This is a genomic window from Brachyspira catarrhinii, from assembly GCF_005518285.1.
Taxonomy (GTDB): domain Bacteria; phylum Spirochaetota; class Brachyspiria; order Brachyspirales; family Brachyspiraceae; genus Brachyspira; species Brachyspira catarrhinii.
The window spans coordinates 1-1323 of the sequence record NZ_SJDU01000517.1 but is presented as its reverse complement, the minus strand read 5'-3'; the positions used below and the strand labels follow the sequence as shown (position 1 = coordinate 1323).

The following is a 1323-nucleotide window of genomic DNA, read 5'->3' as shown; positions in this document are numbered from 1 at the left end:
CAAATATTGATTTTATAACTGACATTTTTATAACTCCTAATTTTATTTTTTTTAATTTACTTATAAACTTTTTGTATTAAAAATATTTAGAATAATAACATTTACCATTTATAGATAAAACACTGCATATTGATATTATGTTTTGCATTATTACCCCAATTTATTAATTTTTAAATTTATTTTTTGTTGCATTTGCTATTTTTACAAGGGTGAGCATTACAGGTACTTCTACCAAAACACCAACAATAGTAGCAAGAGCAGCTCCAGAATTAACTCCAAATAATGATACAGCCACAGCAACGGCAAGCTCAAAGAAGTTGGAAGCTCCTATCATAGCAGCAGGAGAGGCTATATTATGCGGAAGTTTTAATAAATAAGCTGCAATATAAGCTATGAAAAATATTAAAAAAGTTTGTAATATCAAAGGTATTGCTATTAGAATTATGTGTAAAGGATTTGATAATATAATATTTCCCTGAAAGCTAAATAATAGTATCAATGTTAATAATAATCCTATTACTGTTATATTATCAAATTTATGTACAAAAATATTATTGAAATACTCTGTCCCTTTTTTAGTGCATACATAAAGTCTTGTGGCAATTCCTGCTATTAGCGGTATAAGTACAAACAATACCACAGATAAAAATAATGTATCCCAAGGTACTGTAACATTTGATATGCCTAGTAAAAATTTTACTATAGGAACAAATGCTATGAGTATTATTAAATCATTGGTTGCAACTTGCACAACAGTATATGATGGGTTTCCTTTGGTTAAAGCACTCCATACAAATACCATTGCCGTACAAGGAGCAGCCCCCAAAAGTACAGCACCTGTCAAATATTCTTTTGCTAAATCATTAGGTATTATATTATTTAATATAGTATAGAAAAAGAAAGATGATATAAAAAACATAGTAAAAGGTTTGATAAGCCAATTTACAACCCAAGTTAAAAAAATACCATTTGGATTTTTAGTAACGTTTTTTATACTTTGAAAATCTACACTCATCATCATAGGGTATATCATAAGCCATATTAATACGGCTATTGGTATGGAAACATTTGCATATTCAAATTTATTTAATGTGTTTGGTATTATTGGTAAAAATTTTGATATTAATACCCCTATAATCATACATATAAATACCCACAATGTTAAATATTTCTGAAAAAAACTTATATTTTCTTTTTTTTCATTATTATTCGCATTATCCATTATTTTATCCTTAAAAATTTATTTCTCGCATTTGCATTCTGCTGTACTTTCAGCATTTCTATCTGATACTATAGTTGTATAGTAACTTAATAATTTTTCTG

1 protein-coding gene is annotated in these 1323 nt (G+C 26.9%); it reads right to left on the bottom strand.

The annotated features are described in order from the left end of the window. Nucleotides 1-163: 163 nt before the first annotated feature. Complete coding sequence (arsB, locus tag EZH24_RS11995) at nt 164-1222, bottom strand: ACR3 family arsenite efflux transporter (RefSeq protein ID WP_137999304.1); 1059 nt, start codon at nt 1220-1222, stop codon at nt 164-166. Nucleotides 1223-1323: the final 101 nt, after the last annotated feature.